This is a genomic window from Streptomyces microflavus (assembly GCF_014650075.1).
Lineage (GTDB): Bacteria > Actinomycetota > Actinomycetes > Streptomycetales > Streptomycetaceae > Streptomyces > Streptomyces microflavus.
Map to the genome: position 1 here is coordinate 460,985 of NZ_BMUG01000006.1, position 25,911 is coordinate 486,895.

A 25,911-nucleotide genomic window follows, 5' to 3' on the forward strand; every position below is an offset into this window, starting at 1 on the left:
GCCCGGCGGCCGTTGTCAGTGGGAGCCGCTAGGTTGGCTGCCATGCGCATCGCCACCTATAACGTCAATTCGATCACCGCCCGGCTGCCGAGGCTCCTGGCCTGGCTGGAGAGCAGCGGCACCGATGTGCTGTGCATCCAGGAGACCAAGTGCACGGCGGAGCAGTTCCCCGCCGAAGCCCTGCGCGAGGCGGGTTACGAATCCGCGGTCAACGCCACCGGCCGGTGGAACGGGGTCGCGCTGCTCTCCCGCGTCGGCCTCACCGATGTCGTCACCGGGCTGCCCGGCGGCCCGGAGTACGACGGGGTGGAGGAGCCCCGCGCGATCTCCGCGACCTGCGGCCCGGTGCGCCTCTGGTCGGTCTACGTGCCCAACGGCCGCGAGGTCGAGCACCCGCACTACGCGTACAAGCTGGCCTGGCTGGAGGCCCTGCGCAAGGCGGTGGCGGCGGACGCGGCGGGGACGCTGCCGTTCGCGGTCCTGGGTGATTTCAATGTGGCCCCGACCGACGAGGACGTCTGGGACCCGGCGCTCTTCGCGGGCGCCACGCATGTCACGCCCGCCGAGCGGGCGGCTCTCTCGGCCCTGGAGGGGGAGGGGCTGGGCGAGGTTCTGCCCCGCCCCCTCAAGTACGACCGGGCGTACACCTTCTGGGACTACCGGGAGCTGCGCTTCCCCAAGAACAAGGGCATGCGGATCGACCTGACCTACGGCAACGCCCCGTTCACGGCCGCCGTCAAGGACAGTTACGTGGACCGCGAGGAGCGCAAGGGCAAGGGCGCGTCCGACCACGCGCCGGTCGTGGTGGACCTCGACCTCTGACAGGCGGCGGGTGCGGACGTCGGCCACAACTGACAACCAAAGGTTGACACTCAAGGGGTGTCAACCTAGGGTTGACGCATGACGCAGCCACTTCCTGCCACCCCGACCGTGCGCCTCGACGACCTGATCGAGGCCATCAAGAAGTCCAACCCCGATGCGCTGGAGCAGCTCTCCGGTGCGGTGATCGCCGCCGATCACCTCGGCGATGTGGCCGACCACCTCATCGGTCACTTCGTGGACCAGGCCCGCCGCTCGGGCGCCTCCTGGACCGACATCGGCCGGAGCATGGGGGTCACCCGTCAGGCGGCCCAGAAGCGCTTCGTCGCGAAGAAGGGCGAGGAAGCGCCCGACCTGGACCCGAGCCAGGGCTTCGGCCGCTTCACCCAGCGCGCCCGGAACGTCGTGATGGCTTCCCACAACGAGGCCAAGACCGCCCACAACGCCGAGATCCTCCCGGCCCACCTGCTGCTCGGCCTCCTCGCCGAGCCCGAATCGATCGCCGCCCGGGTCCTCACCGGCCAGGGCGTGTCCCCGGAGGCCCTCCGCACGGCGGCGACCCTCGCCCTGCCGGCCGCGGCCGACGAGGTGCCGGAGCTGATCCCGTACGACGCGGACTCCCGCAAGGTCCTGGAGCTGACGTTCCGCGAGGCGCTGCGGCTCGGCCACAACTACGTCGGCACGGAGCACATCCTGCTGGCACTGCTGGAGTTCGAGGACGGCTCGGGAGTGCTGAACGGCCTGGGCGTCGCCAAGGAGGCAACGTCGGCGGCGGTCGAATCGGCGGTGGCCGAAGCGGCGGCCGCGCTGTGGCAGCAGAGCTCCTGACACCCTGTTCGGGGGAGGGGCGGGCTCTCGGCAGCCGAGAGCCCGCCCCCTCCGGCCGCTTCTGTCTGGTGCTCAGTGAACCGAGAACCCGCCGTCCACGAAGAGGGCCTGCCCGGTGACGTAGGCGGAGGAGCGCCCCGCGAGAAACACCGCGGCCCCCGCGAAGTCCTCCGCCAGCCCGTTGCGCCCGACGAGGGTGCGGGCGGCGAGCGAGGCGACCTTCTCCGGGTCGGAGGCGAGCCGCTCGTTGAGCGGGGTGAGCACGAACCCCGGGACCAGGGTGTTCACGGTGACGCCGTAAGGAGACCACGCCTCCGCCTGGGACCGGGCCAGCGACTCCAGTCCGCCCTTGGACACCCCGTACGCACCGCTGTTCACGAAGGCGCGGTGGGCCTGCTGCGAGGTGACGTGGATGATCCGCCCGTACCCCCGCTCGGCCATCCCGGGCCCGAACCGCTGGCCCAGCAGGAAGGGCGCCTTGAGGTTCACGGCCATGGTGGTGTCCCAGACGTCCTCATCGAGTTCGCCCAGGGGCGGCCGCAGATTGACCCCGGCACAGTTGACGAGAATGTCCGGCTCCCCAAAGGCAGCAACAACCCCGTCGCCCGCCGCGCGCACCCCCTCGGCGGTCCCGAGATCGGCACTCACCCAGGCGGCCCGGCACCCCTCGCCCTCCAACTCCCCGACGGTCGCCTCCAACTCGGCCTCCCGCCGAGCCACCACAACCACACTCGCCCCGGCCCGTGCAAGCGCCCCGGTGATGGCCCGCCCGATACCGGAACTGCCGCCGGTCACTACGGCTACCCGGCTGGCCAGGGAGAACAGATCCGACACATACGTCTGCGCACTCATGTTTGCATCTTAGATCGCGTCCTGCATGGTGAGTTGGGGTAGCCGACTCGCCATGATGAGTGGACGGTGGGGCTGGATTGTTCCGGTCGGGTTGTAGGAGATTGCGGAGGCGCTATTGCCCGCGGCGCGGGTGCGGCCGCAGGGCGGTGGAGTCGTGAACATCGATGATGAAGCCGTCTTCGCGGCGATCGTCTCGTGTTGGTCAGCGGTTGTGCATGGCGAGCGTTGCCGCCATGTTTCGGGGCGTCGAAGTCGACGGTGCATCGCCGGTTCGTCATCTGGTCGCGTGCCGACGTCTGGGGCCGGCTGCACCAGCGGATCCTTCAGCGCCTGGGCGAGCGAGATTTGGTCGATCTCTCCCGCGCAGTCCTGGACTCTGCTCACGTGCGGGCTAAAAAGGGGGCGAACTTGCAGGCCCGATCCCCGTGGACCGGGGCAGGCCGGGTTGCAAGATGCACGTCCTGTCGGACGCGAACGGACTGACCTTACGCGTCGGGCTCTCCGCGGCCAACACGCACGACAGTCTCGGGCTGAAGCCGGTGTTGCCCCATTTTCACATGGGACACGAATCCCACGCGACCGAATCCAAGCCCGTACGCCTGCACGCGGATAAGGCGTACGGCATTCCCTCACCTGCGGCGATGGCTCTGGGATAAGCACATTGACGTGCGGATCGCACGCAAGGGCGTCGAGTGGGTCATCGAGCACACTATGTCCTGGCTGACCGGCTACCGGCGACTCAGCCACCGGTACGAGCGCCAACCCGGCAACTACCTGGCCTTCCTCGGACTCACAGCCGCCCTCTGCTGCTACAAACGGCTCTTCAAACTCACCACGTAGGACACGGTCCTTGCGCAAAGACCCTGTCAGGTCCGAACCTGACAGGGTCTTTGCGCTAATTATATTGGCTGAAAATTCCTTTCCTACCAAGGGGGATAGGGAAGGCCCCCTGAAATTCTTGGCTCCAGGAACTCTTCCCGGAAGATTTCCAGCGATGCTCTGAGGAGGGGGATTTCGACCTCCGGTCGAATGAAACTCAGGCGAGCCGAGTTGCTATCGAACCTGAATTCGAGCAGAAGTTCCCCGCGCTTCCCTTCGGTCATCTCGACGACTTCCATCGACTCATAGTCGTTGTAGTCACTCAAGATGATCAGGGCGGCGAACTCGCGGCCCTGAGTGGAGAAAATTCTCATAGCCATCCCTCGAATTGAATTCCGCCGCCGCGCATGCTCCATCGCGCGCCACGCCCTGTAGCAGAATCCATGATCTCAAGCACTGATCCGCCATAGTGGGCCGACGCAGAGCTGATGGTCCGGGAGGCGCCCGGGTTGCCTAGAATTTCACCAAGGAGTTCCATTCCGCCTCGGTTCACGTCGCCCTTGTCAGTCAAACGGTTGGCACCTCGGAGGAATGGCGCGTACTTGTCCACATGCTCCGGTGTCCGCTTTACCGGGTCGGTGTGCTTTTGCAGTGCCCTTCCTGCCTCGGTCATATGGTACTCATACTGGAATGTCTTGTTGCCCTTCGGCGGGATGGGGCGCAGCGCCGCTGCACTCAAATCCAGGTCCGTCGCATCTGCAAGTCCACCACAGTTGTGTACAAGTACTGGTGCGGCGCCCGCAACCACATGGTAGGTGTGGGTGTTGCCAACTGTGAGGTTGTGGACCGTGGTGCCCGAGCTGGTCCAGCGTTCGACTGCGGTGATCTGGACCTGGGTGCCGGCTCCGGTGTGGAGCCACTGGCCGGACTGGAGGTCGGTGGCGTCGATCCACTCGCCGAGCTCAGGGACCCAGAACGGGTGGCCGTCCGTCGCCGTGATTTCAGAGGTCTGCGAGCCGCGGTCGCCGTCGGTGTCGATGGTGACCTTGACCAGGTCTTTGAGGCCTTCGCCCTTGATCTCGGCGGTGACCGTCTCCACTCGGGTCTCGCCCGTCTTGGGGTCGGTGGCCTTGACCTTGTCGCCGACCTTCACGTCCTCGATCGGCTTCACCGAACCGTCGGCCATGAGCACCTTGGTGCCAGGGGTGAAACTGTTGTCGACGGAGCAGGAACCGCCAGCACTCTCGCCGGTCTTCCCCGACCCTCCGCTGCCGCTCGTCCCGCCCTTGGACCGGGCCGAACCGCCGGAGGAGCCACCGGGCTTGGAGACGCCTTTCGCGCCGCCCCCTGCCCCCTTGCCTGCACCGGCGGCCGAAGAGGCCTTAGGCGCTGCCTTCGCCTGCGCCTGCTTCTGGACCGGGTTTCCGGTCTTCTTTGTCTGGTTGACCGCCTTGTTGCTAGTGGTATTCGCCTTTTCGGCGGCTTTCTTCTTTGCCGCCTGCGCGGCCTTCTTGGCCTTCTCGATCGCCGCCTTCTTGGCGTCGAGCGCTCTCTTCTCCGCCGCCTTCGCCGCGGCGAGGACGATCTGGGCTGCCTTCTTCGCCGTTCTCCATGCCTGGATCGCGGAGATCGTGCGGTTGACCGCCTTCAGGACGGAGGGGATCTTCCCCAGCTTGGTCCAGGGAATCGCCCCGATGATCAGGCTTCCGCAGGCCCACATGTCACCGCCGAAGCAGTTCATGGCATCGGTGATGCCGATGAAGTCCTTCAGCGCGCCCCAGGCCGCCGAGAGGATCACCGAGGTGAGCGAGCGGCCCATGGCCGCCTGGGCCTGGGAGACCTGTGCGGCGCTGAGGCCGGCACCCGAGAGGGCCGCGGCCGTCTCCGATGCGGTCAGCGTCACCGAGAGGCCGGTGGGGTCGGACAGGGTGACCGGGTTGTTGTGGGCGTAGGCGTAGCCGTTGGACTGCAACGGGTCGGCCAGGTCCAGGACCGGGTCGGCGGAGAGGAAGCGGCCGACGACCGGGTCGTAGAGGCGGGCTCCCAGTGGCGTGTAGCCGGAGGAGTCGTCGCGCGTCGCGCCCAGGAACCCGGCGTGGTTCTGCATGGTGGGCGTGGCCGCGCCGCGCTGGTTGCCGAACGGGTCCTGCTTGCGGATCCGGACCGGGCTCATTTCGTTCAGGGCGACCTCGGCGTACGGGCTGCCCTGGTGGTCCGTGGCGATGGCGACCAGTTGCTGCGCACCGGTGCCGTAGCTGTAGCGCAGGACCGAGCCGCCGGGCGTCGCGTAGGAACGCTGGGTGTTGACCAGCACGCCGCCCTTCTGGACCGTGACCTCGGAGTCGCCCAGGTGCAGGGTCGCCTGCTTCCCCTGGACGGTCAGCAGGCGGCTGCCGTCGGGCCCGTAGATGTGACGGGTCTCGTTCTGCGCCTCCCACTGCTGCGCCGCGGAACCGCCGGCACAGGCCGCCAGCACGATCGGCGTGCTGTTGGCCGTGGCCCCGTCCTTCACGGCGACGCACAGGCCGGACGCCGGGTGGGTGAGCTGCCCGGCCGCGTTGCGCTTCAGCTGCTGGGCGGCCGAACCGTCACACTTCTGCACCTGCAGGGCCGAACCGGCCGTGTTGGCCGCCGGCTTCAGGCACCAGGCCTCGTGGACGCTCATCGCACCCAGGTCGGCATCGCTCTGGTTCGGCGTGGCGGAGAAGTTCCACTTCTGCGCGGTCGTCGCGTTGCAGGAGTAGAGCTGCACCGGCCGGCCGGCCGCCGCGACGCCCGACTGCAGGTCGAGGCACTTGTCCGCCAGACCGATGTAGTCGGTCTTGCCGCCACTGCCCTGACCGGTGATCCGCTCGACCTGGCCGTCGTAGGTCCAGGTGAGCTCCTGCTTGTCGCCTGTCCCCACGGAGGTGACGGTCTTGGTCTCACCGGTCAGCTCGTACAGCCGCTCCGCCTCGGCGGTGACCTGTGCGCCCTGCGGCGTGACGTACTTCTTCGTCAGCTTGGTGAGGGTGCGCGGCTGGCTGCCGTCGGACTTGCCGTACGCGTAGGTGGTGACGGCGTCCTTCGTGGTGTCACCGGCGAGGTTCTTCTCGGACAGCTTCTTACGGTTGCCGAGCAGGTCGTACTCGTACTCCTGCCAGTAGCCGGAACCGTCCGTGCCCGCCGTCGCGTTGGACGTGCCGTCAGGACCGGCCGGCCCCGCGGTGCAGGAGTTCTGGTCCTTCGCCGTCCAGGCCTTCGTCAGCTGGCCCAGCGGGTCGTACGTGAAGCACTGCCGCTCCTCGATGCCGAGGGAGCGCTCGCGGATGGAGGTGACGCCGCCCGCGTTGTTGTACCAGTAGGAGCGGTGCGAGACGAGGTTGCCGCCGACGACCGAGGTGTCGCCCTTCTTCTCCCGGTAGACCTGCTGGTCGGTGAGTTCGCCACCGGCCTCGTCGTAGGTGGACTGCGTCCACACCCGGTTGGGCTGCGCGCCGAGCGTGGAGCGCAGCAGCTGGCCGTAGGAGGAGTAGACCGCCTCGGCGCCGTACCAGTCCTTGCCGGACACGGAGAGCGGCAGGCCGTCCTTGTCGTAGCGGACGACGAGCTTCTCGGCGGCGACGTTGCCCGTGGCGGGCAGCGAGGCCTCCTTCAGCTGGCCGGTGTCCGTGTACGTGTAGTCGTACTTGTAGGAGGCGGCCACGCCCCACGTGTCGGCGATGCTCGGCGGCAGCGAGAGCGTGGTGGAGGTGGGCTGGTAGTCCGACGTGAAGCCGTCGACCTTCAGCTCGTACGGCAGGCCGTCGGTGAACCGCTTGACGGAGGCGGGCAGCCCCTTGCCTCCGGCGGCCGTGTCGTAGGTGTACTCGCTGAGGACGGTTCCGTTCTCGCCGCCCAGCCGCTGCTTCTTGGGCCGGGACAGCTCGTCGTACTCGGTCCAGGTCGTGATGCCACGGGAGTTGGTGACGGTCTCCGGACGGTCACGACTGTCGTACTTGGTGGTGGTGGTGCCGGAGTCGGGGTCGACGGCGGTGTCCAGACGGCCCCGCCGGTCATAGGTCCAGCTCCAGGGCCGGTCGCGGTCGGCGGAGTGGTCCGCCTTCGACAGCTGGCCCTGCGCGTCGTAGGCGTAGCGCATCGAGGTGTACTCGTCGCGCGCGGCGTTGGTGAACGTGTCGACCCGGGCGGTACGGCCCAGCGCGTCCGAGTAGACGCGGTAGGAGGCCGAGCCCGACGGGTTGATCACCGTGGAGTGATCGGCGGCGTACGAGTACTGGGTGGCCCTGGCGGGCGTCTCCGCGCCGCGCAGCAGCGGCGTTTCCTTGAGCACACGGCCGAGGCCGTCATAGGTGTAGCGGGTGGCGTTGGGCACGGCCGTCTCGGCGAGCGGCGTGAACAGCTCACCGCTGGGCTTGCCCTCGGAGAAGTAGGCGTTGTTGGTCTGCCACACCTCGCCGGAGCTGTTGTACAGCGTGTCCGTGATCAGCCGGCCGCCGCCGGTGGCCTGCTCCTGGCTCTGGCGCTCGCGGCCCAGGCCGTCGTAGAGGGTGACCGAGGTCTCGACGCGGTTCTCGTGGCCGCGCGTGGAGGTCGTGATGTACGGCGGCTTGCCCGCCGGAGTGGTGTATGTCGCGTGGAAGTCGGGCACGGCCGAGGCGGACGGCGTACGGCCGGGGCCCCACGCCTCCTTGAGACGGCCGAGCGCGTCGTACACCGCCTGGCTGACCCGCCCGTTGGCGTCGGTCGACTTGACCGTGGACGCGCGGCCCGGCTCCAGCTCGTCGATCTGCTCGTGGCCCAGGGAGTTGCGCGTGGTGACCTTGAAGGCCTGCCCCGAGGGCGGGTCGTAGGTCATCTTCGAGGTCTTCAGGTCCGGGTCGGTCTGGGTGAGGACGCGGCCGACCTCGTCGAAGCCGGTGGTGCCCTCGCTCTGGAAGCCGGTGGCGTCGGCCTTCAGCGACCAGGTCTGCGAGGCGAGTCCACGGGCGGACTCGGGGAGGGCCGCGCCGTACGCCTGGCCGTCGTAGGCGGTGCGTCCGGCGGAGCTCAGGCTGCTCAGGTTGTCGAAGGAGGCGTTCGCACAGGAGGTGGCCGACGACTTGACCTGCTTGGTCAGGCCGATGATGTTGGCCTTCTCCTGGTGCAGGTACTCCATGACCGAGCAGGACTCGTCGCCGGACTTGCCGGTGTCGCCGAGGAACTCGACCTGCGTGGGCAGCCCGTACTTCGCGTCGTAGGACGTCTTCGTCTCGATGACGCGCTCGGTGCGCTTGTCGTCGCCGGTACCGGAGGACTTGGTGTACGAGACCTGCCGGGGCTCGGTGACACGCCAGGCGCGCAGTGCGCTGAGGCCGTCACCGCGTTCCCGCTTGGCGAGTTCGGTGGCCTTCGGGTACGTGACGGAGCGGGTGAGCCAGTTGTCGTCGGCGTCACCGACGTTGCTGTAGGTGAGCTCCTCCGCGATCCGGCCGGCGAAGGGCTCCTCGTCCTTGGCTATCTCGGCGCCGCCGGCGTCCTTCACGGACACGTTGTCGCCCATGCCGCGGAAGTACCGGGTGACCGCCTTCGACCGCTTGCTGCCGATCTCGGGGTCGTCGGCCCCGGTGATGGTGCTCACCTGCTCGAAGCCGGCGAACTGGGAGTAGGTGCGGGTGGACTTCTTGGTGAACTCCTGCTCGGCCAGACGCCATCCGGCGTTCTTGTACGCGTAGGAGGTCAGCGTGGAGAACGCACCGTCGACGTTGGGGAGCTCCTCGACCTCGCCCACCACGTACTTGTGGAACCAGTCGATGTCCTCCTTCGCCGGGTCCGGGTGCCAGTAGGACGGGTAGCAGAGGCGCGTGTTGGCCTTCAGCGCGGCCGTGTCGCCCTTGCCGGGCAGACCGCTGCCCGTCGCGCACGCGCCCTCGGGCTGCTTGTAGGAGACGACGGTCTCGCCGCCGTACTCGCTGATCACACGGGCGACGCGCAGCCGGGAGAATCCGGGGCGGGGGTCCTTCTCGCCACGCATGACCCGGTTGGGCATGTCCTCGGCGTTGGACTCGAAGCGCACTGGGTTGAGGGTGACCTTCTCGTCGGTGGTGCCGTTGCGCCCGTACCCGGTACGGGTGATCGACTCCAGCCACAGGGCCGTGTTGGCCCCGGTCTTCAGCGTCGGGAAGTGCTGCTTGAGCTGGTACTCGTCCACCACCTGGCGTGCAGTGGTGTCCGTGCGCCGCTGCGCCGACGTGGTGATCTTGTCGAGGCGCTTACGGGAGAAGAAGGCGGGCGCCGCGTTCCAGCACATCTTGCCGGAGGTGCAGCGGAGGTCGGCCGGGGTGTCGTACCAGATACGGAACTTGCCCGGGTCCTTGGCGGTGAAGTTCTCCTCGGTGCAGCTGAGGGAGCCCTCCTTGAAACACCGCTCCTCGACCGAGAAGTTGACGCGGGCCGGAGCCGGGGCGGAGAAGATCTTGTTCTTGCGCTGGCCGTAGTCGATCCGGGTGAGGTAGCCACCGCGGTGGTACGAGACCGGTGCCTTGAAGTTGAAGTTCTTGGCGTAGTGGTTGGTCTCGCGCGCCCACCACAGGGACATGGCGTTGCCGTGCACGTCCTCGACGTAGTCGAGGGACCAGCGCCATGCCTCGGTGCAGGAGGAGCCCGCGAAGTTGCCCGCCTTGTAGCAGGGCTCGTCGGAGTGGTTGCTGAACACCGGGACGGTCAGCACCGAGTTGGTGACCGGGTCGTCGTCGTCGGTGGTGGCGGTGCCCTTGTCGGACCAGCCGGGCAGACGGTGGCGGCCGAAGTAGTGGGCGGTGCCGTCGCGGGTGGTGACCACCCAGTACTCGCCGTCGGCGTCGCCGTTCTTGAGGTCGGTGTCCTTCTTGAGCTCGACCTTGGAGCCGTCACCGTTGGCGGTGACCCAGATCTCCTCGGTCTCGTCCCAGACGAGTTCGGTGGTCATGCCGCCGAGGGACAGCGTCGCGTTCTGGGAACCCCAGCACAGGTCGCCGGTCCGGTGGGTGGCGTTGTTCGAGCCCGGCTTCTTGGAGTCCTGGGTACAGCCGGCGTAGGTCCGGGTGATCGCGCCGGCGCCGTACTCCCAGCCGTCGCCGATCCACGACGCCTGGTTGTTGGTGGCGGAGGTGCGGCCGTCCACGCCCTGCGAGGAGTAGTTGAGGCCGATCTGGGGCGTCAGGCCGCCCCCGGTCTCCGGGGTCTGCACCTGGTACGAGTAGGTGAACGCGCCGGAGGAGGAGCCCGCGGACCAGGAGCCCGAGGACAGCAGCGGCGTGGCCGTGTAGTTACCGGCCGCCGAGGCACCGGTGTCCAGCGCGCCGACGACACGCGAGCCCGACGAGGCGGCGGCGCGCAGGGCGGCGGGGCGCACGGAGGAGCTGCCGGCGTCGGCGGAGGAGCCCTTGCCGGTCCGGGAACGCGCGGACGCGCCGTCCGCGTCGGTGGCGGAGGCGTCCGGCTCGTCGAGCAGCTGGCCCACGGGCACCGTGCCCGTGACGATGCGACGGGTCGAGACGTTCTTGGCAGCCGTGGTGCGGGTGGGCGCGGCCTTGGCGGGCAGCAGCTCCACCTCGCTGGGCAGCGCCTCGAAGGTGTCCTGGCCGGGGGCGGGGGCGGACATCGTCTCCGTACCCTCGCCGCCCGCGTCGGGGGCGCAGTCGCCGCTGCCGGGCGAGGTGTACACGCACTCGGGCAGCAGCATGAGGCCGAAGCGGTCGGCGGCCTGCGGACCGTACAGGTCGGCGAAGGCCGTGTAGTCGACGCTGAGGGCGACCTCGGCTTCCGGGTCGGCGGTGGCGGGCGGGGTGACCTGCATGATCAGGCCGGAGACGCCCGCGTCCTGGGAGGTCTCGGGGGCGGCGAGTGCCACACCCCACTGTCCGGCGAGGGCGGCCGGGTCGCCGTCCTCGGGGACGCCGAGGGCCACCGGCAGGTCGGCGACGGGCACAGTGGCGCCGGGCTCCAGGCCCGTCAGGTCCGCGGTGCCGCTGTCCGCCTGCCACGGGGTGACGGCCTGAGGCTCGTACGGGACCACCGGGATCTCGTCCGCGGTGGTCAGGTTGGTCTCGGCGCTCTCGTCCTGGCCGATCGGCTCGCTCTCCGGAATGTCCGGCAGTTCGAGCTGCGACTCCTCCCGGTTCATGCCGGGGCCGGGTATCGCCCACGCCTCGGCGGACAGACTCGTCACCATCAATGTCGAGGACATCAACAGGACGACCGACATGCGGGCACGACGCCGCCGAGCACGGCCTGACGATGTCAGGGCCAGTCGGCCACGTCCCCGCCAGGACAGCGGACCTGCAGCACGCATACGCGTCGACTCCCACCCGGGCGTGAAGAAACAGAGGAATGGAACGAGGTGCGCGAGCACCGGAAAGCACACGCCCGGTGAAAGGCGCATGGGTCGGCACTCTCCGACAGGGACGGCCGGTCAATCAAGATCACGCAAGGTGACGGCGGGCGGGTAGGAGTGAATTGGCCCACAGGTCAAGATCCAATAGAACGGCGCGCAGATCATCAGACCGGGCATATGTCCCTGCTTTTGGGCCTGTCGGGCATAACCACCCGTCAGAGACCCTCAAAAGCGGAGATGCCCGGCATCACTCTCCTCAACTTCCACACACCTGTAACGAATTAATGAACTTCTCATGGTGGACGCTCCTCCTAGCTCCCGTGCGATCGTTTGGCGCTCTCTGCCCCGCGGTCCGCCGAACGGGGCTGTCTGTGCTGTCCTCTTTCCGTCCGGCCCCACGGGAGTAGCCCGCAGTGTCCGCGCCTCGCCTCCTCAGCCCCTTCGTGCGTACGCGCACCAGGCTGACGTGCACCCTCGGCCTCCTGCTGGCCGCACTCACCGCCGCGCTGCTGCCCTGGTGGCTGCCCGGAACCGACCGCCCGTCACCCGGCGGGGGCGGCCCCGCCGTCGCCAAGCCGGCTTCCACCCCGCCCCGCGACGAGAGCGCCGCCATGGCCGAGGCCCTGCGCCGCGGCAAGAAGGTCCTCGTCGAGACCGCCACCACCGCCACCTCCCTGACCTGGGCGCTGCCCAACGGGCAGTGGCGCTCCAGCTTCCACGCGCTGCCGCAGCGGGCCAAGAACGCGGAGGGGCGCTGGGCCGACATCGACACCACCCTGGAGCGGACCGGAAAGGCCGATGACGGACTGACCGTCCGCCCCGTCAACGCGCCTGTCCCGGTGCGGTTCTCCGGCGGCAGCGCCGACGGCGCCCACAAGGGCGAAGGCCGGGCCGGGCGCTCGTACGCCCGGCTCCCGCTGACCGCTCCGGCCGACCGCGCCCCGGCCGGCGAGAGCGTCCTGGCCGAGGTTGAGGTCGGCGGCCACACCATCGCGTACACCTGGCCGGGCTTGCTGCCCGAGCCGGTGCTCGACGGCCCCCGCGCCCTGTACTCCGAGGTGCTGCCCGGTGTGGACCTGCTCCTCGTCGCCCGCGAGGAGGGCGGCTTCGGCCAGCTGCTCATCGTGAAGAACCGGGAGGCCGCAGCGCAGGCGTCCGTCAACTCCCTCGCGTACGGCCTCCGTTCCAGCACCGCGGTCTTCCGTCGCGATGAGGCCACCGACGGCGTTCTGGTCCTCGACGGGGACACGGGCGAAGAGGTCACCGCGATCCCCACGCCCTTCGGCTGGGACTCCTCCGGCAAGGACCCCGAGTCCCCGGACGTCACCCCCCGCACCGCCGTGGCCACCCCCGCCGATGTGCTGAACCTGTCCGGCCTGGGCGGCATCGAGCCGGGCGCACGCCAGAGCCCGCTGGCGACCCGCCTCGACGGTGAGGGCACCGGCACCGCCCGGCTGAGCCTGGATATCGCCGACAGCGGTCTGCTGTCCGGCGACGGCGTCCGCTTCCCCGTCTTCCTCGACCCCACCATCAAACCCGGCTGGAAGGCGTGGACGACCGCCTACAAGCCGTACCCCAACACCAGCTTCTACAACGGCACCAACTTCAACTCCGGAACCTCCGACGCCCGGGTCGGCTACGAGAAGGACACCGGTGGCACCGCCCGCGCCTTCTGGCGCATGGGCTACTCCACCTCGCTCAAGGGCGCCACGATCACCCGCGCGGCGTTCAAGGTCCTGAACAACTACGCGTGGTCGTGCACCAAGCGTGAGTACGAGCTCTCCCTGACCGGGGCGATCTCCTCGGGCACCACCTGGAACAAGCAGCCGAGCTGGAGCACATCCCAGGGCAAGCAGTCCTTCGCCTTCGGTTACAACTCCGGTTGTTCCGACGACTACGTGAGCTACAACGTGAAGAACGCGGCGCAACAAGGCGCCGACAAGGGGTACTCGACCCTCACCCTCGGGATGAAGTCCGTCACCGAGTCGGCCAAGGACTCCTACACCTGGCGGAAGTTCTCGGCGAAGTCCGCGGAACTGGAAGTCGACTACAACCGGCCCCCCAACGAGCCGAAGAGCGGCACGACGTCCCCCGGTGGCGCCTGCGTCCCCGGCCCGGGCGCCGGCCGCACCATCGCGAAGACCAACATCGTCCTGGCGGCGACCGCCACCGACCCCGACGGCAACCTCAAGGGTCTGCGCTTCCGCTACTGGAAGCTCGGCGCGACGCCCCCCACGGGAACCCTCGTCACCAGCCTGAGCAGCGGCAAGGGGTCGCTGACCATCCCCACCACCAGCCTGGCCGACAAGACCACCTACTCGTGGGACGTACGGGCCGAGGACACCGCGGGGGACGTGTCGACCTTCTTCCCGGCGGGCACGTCGGAGCCCTGCCGGTTCACCATCGACGCCTCCGCCCCGCCGGCCCCCGACGTCACCAGCGACGTGTTCCCGGAGGCCACCTCCGACGGTGCCACGTGGGCCACGGTCAAGTTCGGCGGCAAGGGCCCCATCACCTTCAGCGCAAGCGGCGCGACCAAGTTCAGCTACGCCTTCGGGGGGCTCAACCTCAAGGAGGTGACGGCCTCTTCCGGAGCCGCCACCGTCCCCGCCCTGGAGCCCATGCACTCCGGCCCCAACACGCTCCAGGTGTACGCCTACGACGCGGTCGGCAACCGCAGCCAGCGCACCGACCACCACTTCTACGTGCCGCCCCGGGACACGGCCGACGGACCCGGCGACACGGGCGGCGACGGCCGCTCCGACCTGCTGATCATCGACGCCTCCGGCAATCTGCGCACCTTCCCCGGTGACGTGGGCGGTGAGCTCTACGGCTCCCTCGCCTCCTCGTACACATCGGACGGCAAGCTCAACCCGCCGGACCACTGGTACGACTCCGCCACCGGTAAGGCCGCCCTGATCGCCAAGCACTCGGACGTCTACCCCGGTGACGGCGTCACCGACGTGTTCGCCCGCACTCCCGACGGCGGCTTCTGGCTCTACCCGGGCGACGGCTACGGCAGCTTCAACGTCGACAAGCGGCTGCGGGTGCGGCTGCCGGCGGGCACGCCGGACCCGGCGACCTGGGACGAGATCAAGGCGGTCGGGGACGTGACCGGCGACAAGTTGCCGGAGCTGTTCGTGCGGACCGGGCCGGCCTTCTGGGCGCTGACCGGCTACACCGGCGCCGGCTTCCAGCTGGCGACCCGGATGAACCACGACGCCTGGGCCGTCCGCGAGATCCTCAACGTGGCGGACATCGACCTGGACGGCACCCCCGACCTGCTGTGGCGCAACCGCGACAACGGCAACATGTACGTGCGCCACGGCAAGCCGGGCACGGTCACGGGCAGCGTGGACCTGTTCTCGCTCACCACGGGGGCCAACTCCCGTGAGGGGGAGGACGTCCAGTACGGGAACAACTGGACCCAGGCGAACATCTCGGCGATCGTCAGCGTGCCGGACGTGAACGGTGACCGGATCCCCGACATGTGGGTCCGCTTCGCCTCGGACGGCCAGACACGCGTCTACCACCCGTCGAAGACGAACACCAACGGTCCGGTGAAGATCGTCCTGTCCGTCGACTGGAAGACGGTCAAGGCATTCGCCTGAGCCAGGCGATCAACCGGTGAGGGCGCCGTCCGCGAGGACGGCGCCCTCACCGGCTTCAGGCGCGAGGCCCCCGGCTTCCGGCAGGGTCCGCGCGCCCTGTGGTGCGGAACCTGGCCGGGATGGGACCCTAGTGGTATGAACATCCCTTTCTTGGACAACTGGCGTAAGCGTCAGGGTGGTACGCAGGGGCACGCGCTCGCGGCCGCCGTCGAGGCAGATCCCGACGGTGTGGCCGAGCTGCTCGCCGAATGCGAACTGCTGCGTGCCCGGGCGGGGCAGCAAGGGCTCGAACTCGATGACACCCCAGCCTCGTTGGCCGCGCTCGACCAGCTGCCGCCCCGCTGGCGCGACGATCCCGAGGAGCTGCCCTGGCTGGGCAACGACGCCGGCCTCTACCTGGGCACCGTCATCGTGCGCACCGTGCCGGGTGCCGCCTGGGACATCTGGCCGAGCGGGCAGCCCGTGGTGCGGCTGGAGTCCGGGCGGGAGATCGACGTCGTCGCCGCCGGGCTGGACTGGGCGATGGCGGGCAGCCCCGAGCTCTCGCAGGTGTACGCGGAGTCGGCCGAGAACTGAGACCGCCGCCAGGAAGCTGTCATTTGGAGATAAACAGCCTTATGCACCATTTGCGCGTGTCGGGTGCGAAGTCCCTTTCCGGGATGGATAGTTTGCGCTGACCTCGACACAGCGACAAGTGGGTAGGGCAGCGCATGGCCGTCGATCCGTTGATCGAACTGAGGGACGTCAACAAACACTTCGGAGAGTTGCACGTACTTCAGGACATCAATCTCACCGTCGGCCGCGGGGAGGTGGTGGTGGTCATCGGCCCCTCCGGCTCCGGGAAATCCACGCTCTGCCGGGCGGTCAACCGGCTGGAGACGATCGAGTCCGGCTCCATCCTGATCGATGGCAAGCCCCTCCCCGAGGAGGGCAAGGGCCTGGCCCAGCTCCGCGCCGAAGTCGGCATGGTCTTCCAGTCGTTCAACCTCTTCGCCCACAAGACCGTGCTGGCCAACGTGTCACTGGCCCAGCTCAAGGTCCGCAAGCGCAAGAAGGAGGACGCCGACCGGCGCTCCCGGGAACTGCTGGAGCGGGTCGGCCTCGCCTCCCAGGCCGACAAGTTCCCCGCCCAGCTCTCCGGCGGCCAGCAGCAGCGCGTGGCGATCGCCCGCGCCCTGGCCATGGACCCCAAGGCGCTGCTCTTCGACGAGCCCACCTCGGCGCTCGACCCGGAGATGATCAACGAGGTGCTGGAAGTGATGCAGCAGCTCGCCCAGGACGGCATGACCATGGTCGTGGTCACCCACGAGATGGGGTTCGCCCGGTCCGCCGCCAACCGTGTCGTCTTCATGTCCGACGGACGCGTCGTCGAGGACCGCACCCCGGAGGAGTTCTTCACCTCCCCGAACAGCGACCGTGCCAAGGACTTCCTCTCCAAGATCCTCAAGCACTGACGGGAGGGCTTCCGTGTTGCGTACCAACAGTGACCGTACGGGCCGCCGCAGTACCGTCCTCGCGCTCTGCCTCCTGCTCGCCGTGCTCGCCGCGGCCTGCGGCAAGGAGGGCAGCCCGCCGGTCAAGGGTCCGAAGGCCGAGGCGCTGCCCGTCTACCAGGTGGACAAGGGCTTCGAACTGCCCGAGTCCGCCACCTGGCGGAAGGCCGAACGGCGCGGCCATCTGATCGTCGGCGCCAAGGAGGACCAGCCCTATCTGGGCGAGAAGGACCCGGCCAGCGGTGTCTACTCCGGCTTCGACATCGAGATCGCCCGGATGATGGCGGCCTCGCTCGGCTTCGAACCGAAGACGATCCGCTTCCGGACGATCGCCTCCGCCAACCGCGAGACCGCCCTCCAGAACGGCCAGATCGACTACTACGTCGGCACCTACACCATCAACGACATGCGCAAGAAGCTCGTCGGCTTCGCCGGGCCGTACTACCTGGCCGGCCAGGGGCTCCTGGTGCGCACCGACGAGAACGACATCAAGGGTCCCCAGGACCTGGCCGGCAGGACCGTCTGCTCGGCCGCCGGCACCACCCCCTACCAGCGCATCGCCGAGGAGTACCCGAAGGCGGTCCTCGTCGCCTACGACACCTACTCGGTCTGCGTCGACAACCTGCTGACCTACCAGGTCGACGCCGTCACCACCGACGACGCCATCCTGCTGGGCTTCGCGGCCAAGGCGCCCGACGAGATGAAGGTCGTCGGCAAGTCCTTCTCCGAGGAGCCGTACGGCATCGGCGTGCAGCGCTCCGACAACGCGCTGCGGTTCGCCCTCGACGACGCGCTGGAGGCGAACGAGAAGAACGGCAACTGGAAGAAGGCGTTCGAAGCGACGCTGGGGCTCTCCGGAGTGCCCGCGCCGACCCCGCCGCCCATCGACCGCTACCCGGCGAACTGAGGGGACGGCGCCACCCATGGACGTACTGACAGACAACTTCTCCCTCTACGGCAAGGGCTTCCTCGGCACCGTCGAGCTGACGGTCTATTCCTCGGCCCTCGCCCTCGCCCTCGGCTTCCTCATGGCCTCCTTCCGCGTCGCGCCCGTCGGCTCGCTGCGGGTGCTGGGCACGGTCTGGGTGACCGTGCTGCGCAACACCCCGCTGACGCTGCTGTTCTTCGCGGTCCTCCTCGGCCTACCCCGGTTCGGCCTGGTGCTGCCCTTCCAGCTCTTCGCGGTCCTGGCGCTCGGCTGCTACACCTCCGCGTTCATCTGCGAGGTGCTGCGCTCGGGCATCAACACCGTGCCCACCGGCCAGGGCGAGGCCGCCCGCAGCCTCGGGATGACCTTCGGCCAGACCCTGAGCGAGGTCGTCCTGCCGCAGGCCTTCCGCTCGGTGATCCCGCCGGTCGGCTCGACCCTGATCGCACTGGCCAAGAACTCCGCCATCGCCGGGGCGTTCAGCGTCACCGAGCTCCTCGGCACCTACCGGACGCTCAACGAGCTGGGCTACAGCATCATCTGGACGTTCATCTGGATCGCCGTCGGCTACCTGATCATCACCCTCACCATCAGTGCGCTCTTCAACGTGATGGAGAAGCGCTGGGGAGTCGCACGATGACCCAACTACCCACGGCCACCGCGCTCTACGACATCCCCGGACCGCAGACCCGCAAGCGACACCTCCTGTACGGGATCGTCTCGACCGTCGTGATCCTCGCGCTCGTCGGCTGGATCATCTATCTGCTCTTCGACACCGACCAGTTCACCGCCGAGAAGTGGCGCCCCTTCCAGTACAAGGGCATCCAGGAACTGCTCCTGCGCGGCCTCGGCAACACGCTCAAGGCGTTCGCGTACGCCGCCGTCCTCTCCCTCGCCCTGGGCGCGGTCCTCGCGGTCGGCCGGCTCTCCGTGCACCGCGCGGTGCGCTGGATCTCCACCCTGCTGGTCGAGTTCTTCCGGGCCATGCCGGTGCTGGTGATGATCTTCTTCATCTTCGTGGCGCTGAAGGTGCAGGCGCTGCCCGCCCTGGTCGCCGGACTGACCCTCTACAACGGCTCGGTCCTCGCGGAGGTCTTCCGGACCGGGATCAACTCCGTGGACCGCGGCCAGCGGGAGGCCGCGTACGCCCTCGGGATGCGCAAGACGCAGGTCACGACGTTCGTCCTGGCTCCCCAGGCGGTACGCGCGATGCTGCCGACCATCATCAGTCAGCTGGTGGTCGCACTCAAGGACACCTCACTGGGTTACCTGATCACCTACGAGGAATTCCTCCACGCGGGGAAGCTGATCGCGTCGAATCTCGACTACGATCTTCCCTTCATCCCTGTCGTGATGGTGATCTCTCCGATCTACATCGGCATGTGCATGTTGCTCTCGTGGTTCGCCACCTGGGTGGCGCGAAGGCAGCGGCGCAATCCGAGGACGGAGGCGGTGGGGGTGGCCCCGGCCGAGTCGGGGAAGCTGCTGCCGGGAGGGCAGTAGCGGAGCATGCCCCGCCCGGCAGCAGTCGGTGATCACTTCTCGCGCAGCGGGACCGAGAGATGACTCGGGTCCGTGGAGGGCGAGGAGAAGGTCAGCTGCGCGCCGGTCGGGTTGTGCTCGATGTACAGCGGATCGACGGTGTCGATCACCAGGGCGAGCCGGTGACCGGCCGGGACGTCGTAGGCCGTGGAGAACAGCTCCAGGTCGACGGGGAACGGCCGGCCCGGCGTCTGCCCGTGGAACGTGTACGGGGCGTTGCTGACCAGCTTGCCCACGCCGAGCGGGCCGACGTCGTAGAGGTACGCGACGAAGGTGCCGCTCGACTTGGTGCTGGTGACCGTGGTGTGCAGCTCGGCGGTCCCCCGGACGCGCTGCTCGGAGCCGTACCTCTCCGACTGCCAGACGCTCGCGAAGGTGCGCGGCAGAAGCGGTACGGAGACCGTGGGCGGCAGCTTCAGGAACTGGTCCAGGGCGTTGGAGAGCAGGGTGATGCCCCCGTTGGCGCCCGAGTCGACGTTCGCCCACACCTTCTTCGTGCCGTCGAGCTGTATACGGTTCTTCGCCGCGCCCACCGACTTCCAGTCCGGGTAGCCCTCGTACCCCTTGTCGGTACGGGACTTGAGCTGGACGGGCTGCTCGGTGTCGATGCCGTTGCGCTCGCCCTTGAGGTAGCGGTCGAACCAGCGGCGGGTGCTCGTCCAGGTGTCGTTGGGCAGCCCGAACAGGCCGGTCAGCTCGGCGGTCGCGTGGTCGCCGGGGCGGAACTCCAGCCGCTTGGGGCCGGCGAGCTTCTCGTAGAACGAGGCGTACTGGTTGGGCGGGAAGATCGTGTCGCCCCAGGCGTTGCCCATCATGATCGCCGCGCCGTTGGCGTTGATCCTGTCGAGGTAGGTCGCGGGGGAGCGCTTGGCGCCCCAGGCGATCATCTCCGGTTCCTTGTCCAGCTTCGAGCCGAGGAAGTCCTTGAGCGTCTGCGACAGTTCGTCGCTGGGGCGGCCGGTGATCAGCCCGGCCCCGCCGAGCAGGGCGGCCGCCTGGAGGTGCTGGGTCCGGCCGCTGTAGATCGAGTCGATCAGGTCGGCCCAGCCGCTGAGCGCCGCCACCGCCTTGATCCGGGGGTCGTGACCGGCCGCCAGCAGGCTGATGCCCGCGCCGTAACTGACTCCGCCCATGCCGATCCGGTCCGGGTCGGCCGAGGTGTTCGCCAGCGCCCAGTCGATGACGGCGGAGGCGTCCGCGATGTCCGGCGGACCCGCCACCTCGATCTTCCCGCCGGAGAGCCAGAAGCCGCGCGAGGTGTAACTCACCACCACATAACCGGAGTCGGCGAGCTTCTGGGCCTGCGCCAGATACTCGATCTGCGGCATGGCCCAGCTGGTCGGGAAGACGATCAGCGGATGCCTCGCCCCGGCCGGGGCCGCTGCTCCGGAGGGACTGAACACATTGCCCTTGAGCGTGATGCCGCCGGAGCCGGGGATGTCGTGGAACGTCAGGTTCGGCGCGGAGGCGCTCGCCGAGGTGGGGGCGGGCGCCGCGCCGGCCGCCGGTGCCGCGCCGAGGGCGGCTCCGGTCAGCAGGACGACGGCGGTGGTGATCGAAGCGGTGGTGCGCAGTGCCGGATTCGGACGTACCACGGGTCACTCCTCACGCGTGTCAGTGCAAAGTGACCCGACGGTAACCCCGGTTGTTTACCGCTGGTAACTACCGGGTGTGTTGCGTGAAGGTAACGATTGTTGGACGCCGTGTCAGCAGTGGCTCACTTCAGTGCGCTCTTCGTCTGCCAGTCGGTCCACGACACGTTCCACGCGCCGTACCCGTTGCCCTCGGCGACCGTGCCCTTGGCGTCTGCGCCGGTGATCTCGAACGGGTCGCCCACCCGCACCTGCCCGTAGAGCGCGGAGGCGTTGGCGTCGCTCATGCCGAGACAGCCCGAGCTGCGGTTGGCGTTGCCGAAGTAGCCGGAGTTCCACGGTGCGGCGTGGGCGTACATCCCCGACCAGGTCAGCCGCATCGAGTAGTCGACCATCTTGTCGTACGCGTCGCCGAGGCCCACCGTCTCGGAGCGCATGTTGATCGTGCCCTCCTTCGACATCAGGACGGCCGTACCCCGCCAGGACGCCTTGTCGCCGCCCGGCGTACCGCCCGACATCGGGGCGTCCAGCACCTGCTTGCCGTCGCGGTGCAGGGAGAGCCGGTGCCCGTCGAGGTCGACCTTGACCACCTGGGCCGCTCCGATGGTGAACGTGGTCGTGTAGTCACGGACGAACCAGCCGCCGTCCGCGCCCGTGTCGATGCCGTTCAGCTCCGCGGCCAGGGTCACCTTCGTCCCCGGCTTCCAGTACTCCTTGGGCCGCCAGTCGATGCGGTCCTTGCCCGAGTAGTCCTGCAGCCAGCCCCAGGAGCCCTCGGTGCTGTTCGAGGTGGACACCTTCAGGGCCTTCTCCACCGCCGCCTTGTTCTTCACCGGGTGGTCGAAGACGACCGATAGCGGCTGGGCGATACCGACCGTGGTGTTCTTGCCCGGCGCGAGCGACAGCTTGTTGACCTTCTCCGCATCGGCGGTCGTGAACGTGGCCGTGTCGCTGCCGCCGTCCGCGTCCTTCGCCTCGACGGTGTACGCGGTCCCCGGCGCGGCGACCCGCTCGGATATCCAGGTCCGGCCGTCGGCGGATATCTTCCCGGCCAGGGCACCGCCCTCGCCCGCCGTCACCGACACCGTCTTCAGCTTGCCCTGTGCCAGCGTGACCTTCACCGGTCCGCCCGGGGCCGCCGCCCCGCCCCGGAGGTTCACCGAGATGCTGGTCTCCGGCGCCTTGCCGTCCGCGCCGGCCTGCGCGGCGGAACCGGCCGCTCCGCCGCCCGAGCAGGCCGTGAGGGCGGCGGCGAGCAGCGCCGCCGGGACGGTCAGGGCGAGCCGGGCGCTCCGGCGGGCCGGAGCGGTACGACGGATGCGCGGGCGTGCAGAACTCAACGGAAAAACCTCCAGGGCAGCAAGACTCGACAGGTGAGAGGCGTTTTCCCCCCTCTCGGGTTCCGTTTCCCCCATGTCGGGTTCCGCCCGCACTGCCCGCACCACCCGACCGACCGGCGCCCGACCGCGCGGAGTACCCTCCACCGTCGGCCAGAACCTCGGAACGCGGGAGAGACCAGTGGGCAGAACCTTCGAGCCCGATGCGCCCCCGGCCCGGTCCGCCTCCGTCCTGCGCAGCGGGGCCGTGATGGCGGCGGGCTCCGTCGTCTCCCGCGCCACCGGGTTCGTCCGCTCGGCGGTCGTCGTCGCCGCGCTCGGCACCGGGCTGACCGCCGACGGCTACACGGTCGCCAACACCGTCCCCAACATCCTCTACATCCTGCTCATCGGCGGCGCCCTCAACGCGGTCTTCGTCCCCGAGCTGGTCCGGGCCGCCAAGGAGCACGCCGACGGGGGAGCGGCGTACACCGACCGGCTGCTCACCCTGTGCGCCGTCGGCCTTCTCGCACTCACCGGGCTCGCCGTGGCCGCTGCCCCGCTGATCGTCGGCGTGTACACCGACTACGACGGCCGGCAGGCCGAGCTGACGGTCGCGCTGGCCCGCTACTGCCTGCCGCAGATCCTCTTCTACGGCCTGTTCACCCTGCTCGGCCAGGTCCTCAACGCCCGGGGCCGGTTCGGCGCGATGATGTGGACCCCGGTCCTCAACAACGTAGTGATCATCGGGGTGTTCGGGCTCTACATCGCCGTCGCCGCGAACTCCGCGGGCACCCTCTCGGACACCGACGCCCAGCTCCTCGGCTGGGGCACCACCGCCGGGATAGCCGTGCAGACCCTCGCCCTGATCCCCGCGCTGCGCGCCGCCCGGTTCCGCTGGCGGCCCCGCTTCGACTGGCGCGGCAGCGGGCTGACCCGGCCGATGCGCTCGGCCGGCTGGCTCGTGCTGCTGGTCCTCACCAACCAGCTCGCCTACTGGGTCGTCACCCGGCTCTCCACCACCGCCGGGCAGGAGGCGTTCGAGCAGCAGGTGGCGGGCGGGGCGGGCTACACCGCGTACAGCTACGCCTACCAGCTCTGGGTCGTCCCGCAGGGCATCATCACCGTCTCGCTCGTCACCGCGCTGATGCCCCGGATGAGCCGGGCGGCGGCCGACGGGGACCTCGCCGGGGTGCGGCGCGATGTCGCGTACGCCCTGCGGACCAGCGCCGCCGTCGTGGTGCCCGCCGCCACCGCACTGCTGGTGCTCGCGCCGTGGGTGATGGGTTCCGTCTTCGGGTACGGGCGCACCACCGACGCCGACATCACGGTGATGGCCGGAATCATGGTGGCCTTCGCGCCGGGGCTGATCGCCTTCTCCGGGCAGTACGTCCTCTCCCGCGGCTTCTACGCGATGAGCGACACCCGCACCCCGTTCCTGCTCAACCTGGTGGTCGCCGCCGTCAACGCGGGCCTCTCGGCCGCCGCCTACTGGCTGCTGCCCGCCCGCTGGGCCGTGACCGGGATGGCCGGGGCGAGCACGGTGGCCTTCACCGTCGGCTTCGCCGTCACCGGGTACGTCCTGGCCCGGCGGGTCTCGGCCACCGGCACCGGGTCCCTGCTCCGCTCGCCCACCGTCGGCACGCACCTCCGGCTGATCGCCGCCTGCCTGCCCGCCGGTGCGCTCGCCTACGGGGCCGCCCGCGCGGCCGAGGGCGCGGGGGACGTGGCGGCCGCCGGGGCGGGGGCCCTCGCACTGCTGCTCGTCGTGGTGCTGCTGGCCCGGCCGTTCGGGATCGGCGAGATCACCGCGATGGTGGACGGCGGCCGGGCCCGGCTGCGGCGCTGAGCCCGAAGCCGTACGCCTGGTGCTCGTGGTGCTCCTGGGCGTGGTTCAGAGCTCCAGGTCGACGTCGAGGCCGACGTTCTGGCCCCGCAGCCAGAAGTCGAGGGCGAGCACCAGTTCGGTCCCCGTGCGGTAGCCGGGCCGCGGGTCGTCGGCGGTGGCGGCGGCGAGCGCGCCCTCGTCCAGCAGCTCCCGTACCGGCGAGTCCGGGCCCTCGGTGGCGCGCTTGAGGGAGGCCCGCAGCCCGTCGAGGTAGCGCCGGTCCCGGCTGGTCGGGTACGGGGCCTTCACCCGGTCGGCGATCTCCGGCGGGAGCAGGTCCCGGGTGGCGGCACGCAGGAGGCTCTTCTCGCGGCCGTCGAACGACTTCATCGCCCAAGGGGTGTTGAAGACGTACTCCACCAGCCGGTGGTCGCAGAACGGCACCCGCACCTCCAGGCCGACGGCCATGCTGGCCCGGTCCTTGCGGTCCAGCATCCAGGGCAGGAACCGGGTCAGGTGGAGATAGCCGATCTCGCGCATCCGCCGGTCGGCGGCCGACTCGCCGGTCAGCCGTGGAACTTCGGCGATCGCCTCGTGGTAGCGCTGGGCCCGGTAGCCCTGGAGGTCGATCTTGGCCAGCAGGGCGGGGTCGATCAGGGATTCGCCGGGGCCGCTGCCGGGCCCGGAGATGCCGGTGCCGAACGGCGGCGCGAGCCACGGGAAGGTGTCCGCCGTGAGGGTGTCGGGGTGGTTGAACCAGCGGTAGCCGCCGAAGACCTCGTCGGCCGCCTCGCCGGAGAGCGCGACCGTGCAGTGCCGGCGGACCTCCTGGAAGAGCAGGTAGAGCGAGGTGTCGCCGTCACCGAGGTCGAACGGCAGGTCGCGGGCGCGCATGATGGCCTCGCGGGCGTCCTGGGCGAGCAGTTGCTCAGGAGAGAGCGTGACGACCTGGTGGTCGGAGCCGGCGTGCCGGGCCAGCAGCTCCGCGAAGGGCGCGTCGGGGGTACCGCGCCAGTCGTCGGCCCGGAAGTCGTCGCCGTGCCGGTCGAAGTCGAGGGCGAAGGACCGGATCGGCGGGGCCCCGAGGGCGGTCCGGTGGCGGGCGGCGAGAGCGGTGATGATGCTGGAGTCCAGTCCGCCGGAGAGCAGCGTGCCCACCGGGACGTCGGCCACCAGCTGCCGGGCGACGATGTCCTCCAGCAGCTCACGGACCCGGCCGATCGTGGTGTCCAGGTCGTCGGTGTGCTCGTGGGACTCCACCGCCCAGTAGCGGCGCAGGGTGCTGCCGCCGCGCCCGACCCGGAGGGTGTGGCCGGGGCGCAGCTCGTGCATGCCCTTGTAGACCGCGTGGCCGGGGGTCTTGGTGAAGCCGAGCAGCTCGGCGAAGCCCTCGGTGTCGATCGCGGGCCGCACCGAGGGATGGGCCAGGATCGCCTTGGGCTCGGAGCCGAACAGCACGCCGCCGGGGAGCGGCCAGTAGTAGAGCGGCTTGATCCCCAACCGGTCGCGGACCAGCAGCAGTTCCTCGGTACGGACGTCCCACAGCGCGAAGGCGTACATGCCGTTGAGGTGTTCGGTGAAGTCCTCGCCCCACTCCAGGTAGGCGTGCAGGACGACCTCGGTGTCGCTGTCGGTACGGAAGCCGTGCCCGCGGATCAGCAACTGCTTGCGCAGCTCCCGGTAGTTGAAGACCTCGCCGGTGTAGCTGATGGCGACGACCGGCTCACCGTCGTGCTCGAAGACCATCGGCTGGCTGCCGCCCGCCGGGTCGATGACGGAGAGCCTGCGGTGGCCGAGAGCGACCGACCGGCCGAGCCAGAGACCGTGGGCGTCCGGCCCCCGGCAGGCCATGGTGGCGGTCATCGCGTCGGCCACCGGGGCCGTGACGGGGGCTGCCGGGTCGAAGGAGACCCATCCTGCTGTTCCACACATGACGATGTGGCCTCTCTCG

At 69.3% G+C, this 25,911-nt stretch carries 15 protein-coding genes and 1 pseudogene; 10 read left to right on the forward strand and 6 right to left on the reverse strand.

The features are described 5' to 3' along the window. The first annotated feature begins 42 nt into the window (after positions 1-42). Positions 43-822, forward strand: a complete 780-nt coding sequence (locus tag IE264_RS20050) for an exodeoxyribonuclease III (RefSeq protein WP_015612392.1) — start codon at positions 43-45, stop codon at positions 820-822. A 78-nt stretch (positions 823-900) separates the two neighbouring features. Continuing rightward, a complete protein-coding gene (locus IE264_RS20055) occupies positions 901-1,647 on the forward strand; it encodes a Clp protease N-terminal domain-containing protein (protein ID WP_032753850.1) in 747 nt (248 codons plus the stop codon). Positions 1,648-1,719: 72 nt separating this feature from the next. Here the strand turns inward: IE264_RS20055 and IE264_RS20060 are convergent, their stop codons facing one another. Further along, positions 1,720-2,499 carry an SDR family NAD(P)-dependent oxidoreductase gene (locus IE264_RS20060; protein WP_032753852.1) on the reverse strand — a complete coding sequence of 260 codons (780 nt, stop codon included), beginning with the start codon at positions 2,497-2,499 and terminating at the stop codon, positions 1,720-1,722. A 100-nt stretch (positions 2,500-2,599) separates the two neighbouring features. Here IE264_RS20060 and IE264_RS20065 point away from each other — a divergent pair. Further along, a pseudogene (locus IE264_RS20065) lies at positions 2,600-3,339 on the forward strand (IS5 family transposase). 83 nt (positions 3,340-3,422) lie between these two features. Here the strand turns inward: IE264_RS20065 and IE264_RS20070 are convergent. Both IE264_RS20070 and IE264_RS20075 read right to left on the reverse strand, forming a co-directional pair. Beyond that, positions 3,423-3,698 carry a hypothetical protein gene (locus IE264_RS20070; RefSeq protein ID WP_032753854.1) on the reverse strand — a complete coding sequence of 92 codons (276 nt, stop codon included), beginning with the start codon at positions 3,696-3,698 and terminating at the stop codon, positions 3,423-3,425. Beyond that, positions 3,689-11,488 carry a ricin-type beta-trefoil lectin domain protein gene (locus tag IE264_RS20075; protein ID WP_229887647.1) on the reverse strand — a complete coding sequence of 2,600 codons (7,800 nt, stop codon included), beginning with the start codon at positions 11,486-11,488 and terminating at the stop codon, positions 3,689-3,691. The genes IE264_RS20070 and IE264_RS20075 overlap by 10 nt, the downstream gene beginning before the upstream one ends. 575 nt (positions 11,489-12,063) lie before the next feature. Here IE264_RS20075 and IE264_RS20080 point away from each other — a divergent pair. The 6 genes from IE264_RS20080 (at position 12,064) to IE264_RS20105 (ending at position 19,185) form a co-directional block, all read left to right on the forward strand. Then, the gene (locus IE264_RS20080) at positions 12,064-15,261 is read left to right on the forward strand and encodes a DNRLRE domain-containing protein (protein ID WP_032753856.1); all 3,198 of its coding nucleotides are present in this window, start codon (positions 12,064-12,066) and stop codon (positions 15,259-15,261) included. Positions 15,262-15,396: 135 nt separating this feature from the next. Further along, positions 15,397-15,837: a DUF6278 family protein gene (locus tag IE264_RS20085; RefSeq protein ID WP_015612398.1), complete on the forward strand. Its 441-nt coding sequence runs from the start codon at positions 15,397-15,399 to the stop codon at positions 15,835-15,837. A 134-nt stretch (positions 15,838-15,971) separates the two neighbouring features. Further along, positions 15,972-16,715 (forward strand): amino acid ABC transporter ATP-binding protein, encoded by a 744-nt coding sequence (locus tag IE264_RS20090; RefSeq protein WP_015612399.1) that lies wholly within the window; start codon positions 15,972-15,974, stop codon positions 16,713-16,715. A gap of 13 nt (positions 16,716-16,728) precedes the next feature. Continuing rightward, positions 16,729-17,661: a glutamate ABC transporter substrate-binding protein gene (locus tag IE264_RS20095; RefSeq protein ID WP_015612400.1), complete on the forward strand. Its 933-nt coding sequence runs from the start codon at positions 16,729-16,731 to the stop codon at positions 17,659-17,661. Positions 17,662-17,677: 16 nt separating this feature from the next. Continuing rightward, positions 17,678-18,322 carry an amino acid ABC transporter permease gene (locus IE264_RS20100; protein ID WP_032753858.1) on the forward strand — a complete coding sequence of 215 codons (645 nt, stop codon included), beginning with the start codon at positions 17,678-17,680 and terminating at the stop codon, positions 18,320-18,322. Then, complete coding sequence (locus tag IE264_RS20105) at positions 18,319-19,185, forward strand: amino acid ABC transporter permease (protein WP_032753860.1); 867 nt, start codon at positions 18,319-18,321, stop codon at positions 19,183-19,185. The genes IE264_RS20100 and IE264_RS20105 overlap by 4 nt, the downstream gene beginning before the upstream one ends. Positions 19,186-19,217: 32 nt before the next feature. Here the strand turns inward: IE264_RS20105 and IE264_RS20110 are convergent, their stop codons facing one another. Beyond that, complete coding sequence (locus IE264_RS20110; RefSeq protein WP_032753861.1) at positions 19,218-20,819, reverse strand: CocE/NonD family hydrolase; 1,602 nt, start codon at positions 20,817-20,819, stop codon at positions 19,218-19,220. Positions 20,820-20,941: 122 nt separating this feature from the next. Beyond that, positions 20,942-22,156 (reverse strand): L,D-transpeptidase, encoded by a 1,215-nt coding sequence (locus IE264_RS20115; RefSeq protein WP_015612404.1) that lies wholly within the window; start codon positions 22,154-22,156, stop codon positions 20,942-20,944. A gap of 178 nt (positions 22,157-22,334) precedes the next feature. Between IE264_RS20115 and murJ the strand changes: the two genes are divergently transcribed. Further along, entirely contained in the window at positions 22,335-23,981 is a 1,647-nt protein-coding gene (murJ, locus tag IE264_RS20120) for a murein biosynthesis integral membrane protein MurJ (protein ID WP_032753863.1), read from the forward strand. Between the two features lie 45 nt (positions 23,982-24,026). Here murJ and asnB read toward each other — a convergent pair whose 3' ends face one another. After that, positions 24,027-25,892, reverse strand: a complete 1,866-nt coding sequence (gene asnB, locus IE264_RS20125; RefSeq protein ID WP_032753865.1) for an asparagine synthase (glutamine-hydrolyzing) — start codon at positions 25,890-25,892, stop codon at positions 24,027-24,029. Positions 25,893-25,911 lie beyond the last annotated feature (19 nt).

What these genes read in the sequence shown, in the direction of transcription:
- IE264_RS20050 (WP_015612392.1), top strand. Translation starts at nt 43, where the DNA reads ATGCGCATCGCCACCTATAACGTCAATTCGATCACCGCCCGGCTGCCG.
- IE264_RS20055 (WP_032753850.1), top strand. Translation starts at nt 901, where the DNA reads ATGACGCAGCCACTTCCTGCCACCCCGACCGTGCGCCTCGACGACCTG.
- IE264_RS20060 (WP_032753852.1), bottom strand. Translation starts at nt 2,499, where the DNA reads ATGAGTGCGCAGACGTATGTGTCGGATCTGTTCTCCCTGGCCAGCCGG.
- IE264_RS20070 (WP_032753854.1), bottom strand. Translation starts at nt 3,698, where the DNA reads ATGGCTATGAGAATTTTCTCCACTCAGGGCCGCGAGTTCGCCGCCCTG.
- IE264_RS20075 (WP_229887647.1), bottom strand. Translation starts at nt 11,488, where the DNA reads ATGGTGACGAGTCTGTCCGCCGAGGCGTGGGCGATACCCGGCCCCGGC.
- IE264_RS20085 (WP_015612398.1), top strand. Translation starts at nt 15,397, where the DNA reads ATGAACATCCCTTTCTTGGACAACTGGCGTAAGCGTCAGGGTGGTACG.
- IE264_RS20090 (WP_015612399.1), top strand. Translation starts at nt 15,972, where the DNA reads ATGGCCGTCGATCCGTTGATCGAACTGAGGGACGTCAACAAACACTTC.
- IE264_RS20100 (WP_032753858.1), top strand. Translation starts at nt 17,678, where the DNA reads ATGGACGTACTGACAGACAACTTCTCCCTCTACGGCAAGGGCTTCCTC.
- IE264_RS20105 (WP_032753860.1), top strand. Translation starts at nt 18,319, where the DNA reads ATGACCCAACTACCCACGGCCACCGCGCTCTACGACATCCCCGGACCG.
- asnB (WP_032753865.1), bottom strand. Translation starts at nt 25,892, where the DNA reads ATGTGTGGAACAGCAGGATGGGTCTCCTTCGACCCGGCAGCCCCCGTC.